The organism is Nonomuraea sp. NPDC004354, from assembly GCF_053602555.1.
Genome location: NZ_JBSGDV010000014.1, coordinates 267150 through 273608, shown reverse-complemented (window position 1 = coordinate 273608; position 6459 = coordinate 267150). Strand labels below are relative to the sequence as shown.

The following is a 6459-nucleotide window of genomic DNA, read 5'->3' as shown; positions in this document are numbered from 1 at the left end:
TGGCACAACGACAAGACCGGCCGGCCCACCGCCCGATCCCTCACCGCCTACGACCATTGACGCTCAGCCGTACGGCTTGGAATCAGTCATCTAGGGCGGTGGTGTGCGGATCAGCCGAGGTTCCAGACGGAGGAGATGCGGTCGTTCCAGCCGCTGGGGACGAGGTTGGGGATGTCGGTGAACGGTGCGACGAACAGGGAACTGCCACCGAAGTTGATGTGCTCGTAGTAGCGGACCGAGCAGTTCGTGCCGCCCATGGAGCTGATGACGTCGTTCCAGTCGTGCAGGTGCAGGGGCCCGTGGTGGACGCTGGTCAGGTCGTTGTGCGCTTCTCGGGCCGCGCACCAGAACCAGTCACCGGCGTAGTCCACGTGCTCGAACATCTGGACCTGGCCCCACGTCGCGGGGCGCGGGTCCCGCGCGGCCCCTGCCTGGGCCAGTTGCGAGGCCGCCCACAGCGCGCCGTTGAGCGCGCTGTCGTCGGTGAGGGCCGACAGCCGCTCGGGGCCGTAGATGTAGGTCAGCGGGCGGCCGTCGAACCGCGACAGGTCGCGGGGGTCGTGCTCGACGCCGTCCACGACCACCGCCATGGCGGGTGCCGGGTGCGTGATGGGCTGCGTGGAGGTCGCCCTGGGCGCGCTCAGCGCCTGGGCGGCGTCCATCTTGACGGGCGGGGCCGAGCGGGGCGCGCTGACGGCCTTGCTGACGAGTGCCTCCAGCGTGGTGATGCCCTGGTCGCGCAGCAGCGCCAGCACGTCGGCCTCGGCCAGTCCCCCGACGTGGTCGGAGAACTCCAGGAAGCGCTCGACCTGGCGGCGGGCGGGGGTTGAGATGCTTTTCACGGGTGTTCCTCCCCTGTGAGTGGTGCGAACTCCTTCATGGTCGGGTGAGGCGGCGGCCCGGACATCCCCCCAGTGTTGGGGATGGCGTTCAGGTGGTGAAGGCGGCCATGAGCTCGTCCCTGCCGGCCGCGCCGGTCTTGCGGAAGACCGCCTTCAGGTGGTCGTTCACCGTGTACGCGGACAGGCCGAGCAGCCGCGCGATCTGCTTCGGCGCGGCTCCCCTGCACAGCAGTTCCAGCACGCCGCGCTCGCGCGGCGTGATCGCGTACCAGTCGCAGAACGAGGGCAGCATGAGCGCGCCCGCGGCCGACTGGATGACCACGGCCACGTCGCCCGTGCCGTCCTCGTCCAGGGCTTGGCCCTCGACGGCGAGCCAGCGGCCGTAGTGGGCCGCGGGGGCGCAGATGAGCGGCCGGCCGCCGCCCGATCCGCGGACGTGCTCGCCGGCGTCGATCGCCAGCGCCGTCACGAACGTGTCGGCCAGCCAGGCGTGCGTGCCGTGCCGGACAGGGCCGCGCAGCCGCTCGAGCCACGCCTGGGCCTGCGGGGTCACGGTACGGATCGTGCGGTCGGGGCCGACGACGATCACGCCGGCGGGCAGCGCGGCCGCGGTGGGCGCCAGCGGGCCCGCGGTGACGTACCGGCGCAGCGCGGTCACCAGCGCCGGGCCGAGCAGCGCCGCCCTGCGCAGGTCGTCGCCGGTGAAGGGGTGGTCGTCGCAGGCGCGCACCAGCCCGAGCAGCCCCCACACGCCGCGGCTGTCACGCAGGAGCAGCCGCAGCTCGCAGGAGACGCCGCAGGCCGCGAACGCCCGCCGCGCCCCCTCGTCGGCGCCGGCCACCGCGACCGGCACCTGCCGGCGCACCAGGGACGAAGGCCGGCAGGGATCGCCGTGGGTGTGACGGTGGGCGAGCAGGGCCGTGGCGAGTTCGCGTTCGTACCGGTGCCAGAAGCTGAACGAGCCCTGCCCGAGCCCGGTCGCCGGACTGGTGCCGATCAGGCGCAGCGCGTCGTGCCGTACCCACGGCGCGATGGCCGCGGAAAGCGCGGCGCCGAGATCCTCGGCGGCGATGGCCCGATCCATCAGCGTGCGCAGTTCGTGGACCACCCGGTCCTGGCATGAGGTCACGCCGCTCACGTCAGCACAGCGTGGAAAGCGTCCGCAAGCGGAGGGTAGCGTTTTGACTACTCTCGGTTTGAGCAGGCCCTAGCCGGGCGCACCCTGCCGTTCGGGCAGGGACCAGCTCGCCAGCAGCCGCAGCGCCTCCTGCGAGGGTGAGCCGGGCTCGGCCGCATAGGCCACCAGCACCTGGTCGGGCTCTCCGGTCACCGTGAACGACTGGAAGCTCAGCGACAACTCGCCCACCACCGGATGACGGAGCTGCTTGGTCCCGCGCGTCTTCTCCAGCACGTTGTGATCGGCCCACCAGCGGCGGAAGTGCGCGTTCTTCACCGACAGCTCGCCCACCAGCGCTGCCAGCAGGGCGTCGTCCGGATACTGGGCCGCCTTCAGCCGCAGGTAGGCGACGACCTCCCTGGCCTTCTTCTCCCAGTCGACGAAGATCTCCTTGCTCGCCTCGTCGAGGAAGCAGAAGCGCGCCCAGTTACGGTGCCTGCCCAGGTCGGTGTAGAGCGCGGAGGCCAGGCGGTTCCAGGCCAGCAGCTCGCTCCTGTGGTCGATCACGTAGGCGGGCACGCCCTCCATCGCGTCGAGCAGGTGCCGCAGCTGAGGGCCGACCGTGCGCCGGGTACGCCGCGAGCGCTGAGGTGCGCGCACCGGCCTGGCCAGGCTGAACAGGTAGGTCCGCTCGTCCTGGTCCAGACCGAGCGTCCTGGCCAGCGCGTTGAGCACCTCTTCCGACACTCCGCCGCCGCGTCCCTGCTCCAGCCGCGTGTAGTAGTCGGCGCTCATCCCTGCCAGCTGGGCCAGCTCCTCCCTGCGCAGGCCGGGCACGCGGCGGCGCCCGCCGTACGACCGCAGGCCCGCCTCCTCGGGACGGACGCGCGCGCGACGCGACTTGAGGAACTCACCCAGTTCGTTCACCCCTCGATTATCGGTCCGCCCGGCCGCGCGTGCCTGGTCCTGTCAGACCCAGGAAAACCAGGTCCCTGGGTACGGCATGCGGCGGGCGGCAGAGTCGGCGCCATGACCGACAACCTCGCGGGCCGTACCGCCATCGTCACCGGAGCATCCAGCGGCATCGGAGCCGCCACCGCCACGCTGCTGGCCGCCAGGGGCGCCAGGGTCGCGCTGCTGGCCCGCCGCGAAGAGCGGCTGACCGACCTCGTCCAGGAGATCAAGCACGCCGGAGGGGAGGCGATCGCCGTCGCCGCCGACGTGGCCGACTCCGCTTCGGTGGCCGCGGCCGTCCAGCGGGTGCTCGGCGTCTTCGGCGGGGTGGACCTCGTCGTCAACAACGCCGGGATCATGCTGCCCGCCCCCGCCGAGCAGGCCGACCTCGCCGACTGGGAGAGCCAGATCGACGTCAACGTCACCGGCGCGCTGCGCATCGTCCACGCGCTCACGCCCTCACTGCTGCGGGCGGCGGCCACCGGACCCGCCGACCTGATCAACATCTCCTCGATCGCCTCGCACGTGCCTTTCCCCAGCTTCGCCGCCTACACCGCGAGCAAGGCCGCCGTCACCCACCTGTCCACGACCCTGCGCGCCGAACTCGGCGGCCGTGGGGTGCGGGTCACCGCCGTCGAGCCGGGGGTCGTCGCCACCGAGCTGCAGGGGCACGTCACCGATCCCGCGGTCAACCAGTGGCTCGACGGGCTGATCGGCAGCATCGAGGTGCTGTCGGCCCAGGACGTGGCGGAGGTGATCGCGTTCACGGCGGCTCAGCCGGCACATGTCAATCTCTCGCGGATCACCATGTATCCGACTCGGCAGGTGTAACGAGCCCGGACCTGGGCGACGGTGTGGGAGCGGCCGGGTTTCGAGCCGCTCCCACACCGTGTGGACGCTCAGAGCCGGTAGGGGCACGGGCAGCGCCCGCTCAGCCCGGGGAGGCCGGCGGGCCCTGGTGCCCGTCGGCGCGGGCGGATGCCTGGCTAGGTCAGCTGTCCGACGGTGAACCCGGCCAGCAGCTCGCCGTCGGGCGGGATGACGCCGTAGCTGCTCTCGGGCAGCTCGTTCCAGGCTCCCGGCAGGTCGCCGAGCGGCTCGGACACGACCAGGCGGGTGTCGGCGGACAGCCCGCGCAGCCACGCGACATCCGGGTGCAGCGAGCGCAGGGACTCGACGCTGGAGCTGTAGAACAGCGTGCGCGACTGGCGCCGGCTGGAGTAGCGGAAGACCCACACCCGCTCGCCGTTCGACGTCGCGACCGTCATCTGCAGCGGGAACTCGATGCCGTGCTCGTGGCCGAGCCGTTCGACCAGGCCGGCCATGCGGGCCACGGCCTCCGGCGGGTCGTCGTCCAGGCCGAACGTCAGCGCCAGGTAGAACATCACCTCCGAGTCCGTCGTGCCCTCGATGCGGGAGAACAGCGCGGGGTCGACGGCCATGCACAGCTCCCGCCGGAGCCGGTCGAAGCCGGTGACCACGCCGTTGTGCATCCACAACCAGCGTCCGTACCGGAAGGGGTGACAGTTGGTCTGCTGCACCGCCGTACCGGTCGACGAGCGGATGTGGGCGAAGAACAGCGGCGAGCGGACATGCTCGGCGATCTCCCGCAGGTTGCGGTTGTTCCACGCCGGGCCGGTGTCCCGGAAGATCGCGGGGGTGCCGATACCGACGGTGTACCAGCCGATGCCGAACCCGTCGCCGTTCGTCGTCTCCACGCCCATCCGGGAGCGCAGGCTCTGGTCGATCAGCGACGGCTGCGGACGGTACAGCACGTCGCACAGCAGCATGGGCGTTCCCGAGTAAACGAGCCATCTGCACATGAGCCACGCCTTTCCTCAACAGGTCGTACAACCTCCGCCGTACCCTCTCGGCCGGGTGGTATGGCGTGGCCTGCGCGCGACCGTGCCGTCGAAGGAGCAGGTCAGTGACCGGAGCCCCGTGCGGGTGGGCCCGCACGTGAGGTCGCTAGGTGGCGTACCGCCGCAGGAACATGTCGACACCCTCGCGGATGAGGCGTTCGGCGAGGTCGGCGGTGAGCGTGGTCCCGAAGGAATTGAAGATCAGGTGGGGGTAGACCGTCAGCCCGAAGAACTGGATCGTGGCCACCTCGATGTCGCCGACGGCGAGCCGGCCGCGCTCGGTCAGGTGGCCCAGGATCTCGCCGAGGAGCCCGGCGAACCGGCCAGGCCCGCGCTCCTGCCAGGCCCGGCCGATCTCGGGGAAGCGGCGCAGCTCGCCGGTGACGAGGTTGCGCAGCTCCGGCCGCGGGGGCTCGATCGCCTCGGCGACCATGGCGCGCGCGGTGCGCGTGAGCACCTCGCGTACGTCCTCCGCGGCCAGCACGCCGGCCTTGACCTGGGAGAGTGTCGAGCCGATCTCGTCCAGCGCGTCCTCGACCACCGCGGTGAACAGGTCTTCCTTGCAGCCGAAATGGTTGTAGACGGTCACCTTGGACACGCCGGCGGTGGCGGCGACCACGTCGACGCTGGCGTCGAAGCCGTCGCGCAGGAACACCTCGCGCGCGGCGGCGACGATGGCGCGCCTGCTGCGCTCGGCGCGCTTGCCGGTGGGAGCGGATGCGGCGGTGCCTCTGGCCATGGCGCCATCCTACCCAACAACTGAACGATTGAGTACAGTAAAACTTTCCTGTACCGTACAGTTCAGTTAACTCGAGGAGGTTCGCCATGCCCGATACCGTCACCACCGGCACCCTCGCCGTACCCGGCGCCCGGCTGCACTACGAGGTGCGCGGCCAGGGACCCGTCGTGGTCCTGGTCGGCGCCCCGATGGACGCCAGGTCGTTCGAACCCCTGGCCGACCTGCTGAGCGCCGACCACACGGTGCTCACCACCGATCCGCGCGGCATCAACCGCAGCCCCGTCGACGACCCCGGCCAGGACTCCACGCCCGAGATGCGCGCCGACGACCTCTCGCGGCTGCTGACGCACCTGGGCGCCGGTCCCGCCGCCGTCCTCGGCTCCAGCGGCGGCGCCGTCAGCGCGCTGGCCCTCGCCCAGGCGCATCCCGACCAGGTCCACACCGTCATCGCGCACGAGCCCCCGCTGATCGAGTTGCTGGAGGACCGCGAGGAACTCCGCAAGGGCACCGAGGAGATCATCGCGACGCATCTGGCGGGGGACGCCCGCGGAGCGTTCCGCAAGTTCCTGGAGCAGGCGAACATCTTCCTGCCCGAGGAGGTGTTCGAGCACATGGTCGGGGGCGATCGCGACCCGCAGGACGTCGCGGACGCGGACTTCCAGCACACGCACATGCTGCGGCCCACGGTCCGATGGGTCCCCGACGTGCACGCCCTGCGCTCGGGGACGCCGCGGATCGTGGTGGGGATCGGCACGGACTCGGCCGGGCAGCTCTGTGACCGCTCCTCGCGAGCCCTGGCGGACACGCTCGGGGTCGAGCCGACGATGTTCCCGGGGGACCACGTCGGGTTCGCGGGGGATCCCGAGCGCTTCGCGGCCCGGCTGCGTGCCGTACTCGCAGAGGCCGACCTCTAGCGTGTCTCGGGGCCGCACTCCCCGGATGCCG

General features: G+C 71.4%; 7 protein-coding genes. 2 read left to right on the top strand and 5 right to left on the bottom strand.

Features of this window, described 5'->3' with window-relative positions; translation table 11 throughout:
• Positions 1–110 precede the first annotated feature (110 nt).
• The 3 genes from ACWENQ_RS32280 to ACWENQ_RS32270 all read right to left on the bottom strand — a co-directional run bounded on the left by ACWENQ_RS32280 (position 111) and on the right by ACWENQ_RS32270 (position 2886).
• Positions 111–842 carry a hypothetical protein gene (locus ACWENQ_RS32280; protein WP_449928966.1) on the bottom strand — a complete coding sequence of 244 codons (732 nt, stop codon included), beginning with the start codon at positions 840–842 and terminating at the stop codon, positions 111–113.
• Between the two features lie 88 nt (positions 843–930).
• The gene (locus ACWENQ_RS32275) at positions 931–1980 is read right to left on the bottom strand and encodes a LuxR C-terminal-related transcriptional regulator (protein WP_449928968.1); all 1050 of its coding nucleotides are present in this window, start codon (positions 1978–1980) and stop codon (positions 931–933) included.
• 69 nt (positions 1981–2049) lie between these two features.
• Complete coding sequence (locus ACWENQ_RS32270) at positions 2050–2886, bottom strand: helix-turn-helix transcriptional regulator (protein WP_449928970.1); 837 nt, start codon at positions 2884–2886, stop codon at positions 2050–2052.
• Positions 2887–2988: 102 nt separating this feature from the next.
• Between ACWENQ_RS32270 and ACWENQ_RS32265 the strand changes: the two genes are divergently transcribed.
• Complete coding sequence (locus ACWENQ_RS32265) at positions 2989–3744, top strand: SDR family oxidoreductase (protein WP_449928972.1); 756 nt, start codon at positions 2989–2991, stop codon at positions 3742–3744.
• A 155-nt stretch (positions 3745–3899) separates the two neighbouring features.
• Here the strand turns inward: ACWENQ_RS32265 and ACWENQ_RS32260 are convergent, their stop codons facing one another.
• Together ACWENQ_RS32260 and ACWENQ_RS32255 are read right to left on the bottom strand one after the other, a co-directional pair.
• Complete coding sequence (locus ACWENQ_RS32260; protein WP_449928974.1) at positions 3900–4736, bottom strand: class II glutamine amidotransferase; 837 nt, start codon at positions 4734–4736, stop codon at positions 3900–3902.
• Between the two features lie 145 nt (positions 4737–4881).
• A complete protein-coding gene (locus ACWENQ_RS32255; protein WP_449928976.1) occupies positions 4882–5514 on the bottom strand; it encodes a TetR/AcrR family transcriptional regulator in 633 nt (210 codons plus the stop codon).
• 86 nt (positions 5515–5600) lie between these two features.
• On the opposite strand from ACWENQ_RS32255, the gene ACWENQ_RS32250 reads away from it, so the two are divergent.
• On the top strand, positions 5601–6428 hold the full coding sequence (locus tag ACWENQ_RS32250) for an alpha/beta fold hydrolase (RefSeq protein WP_452417567.1): 828 nt from the start codon (positions 5601–5603) through the stop codon (positions 6426–6428).
• The last annotated feature ends 31 nt before the right edge of the window (positions 6429–6459 follow it).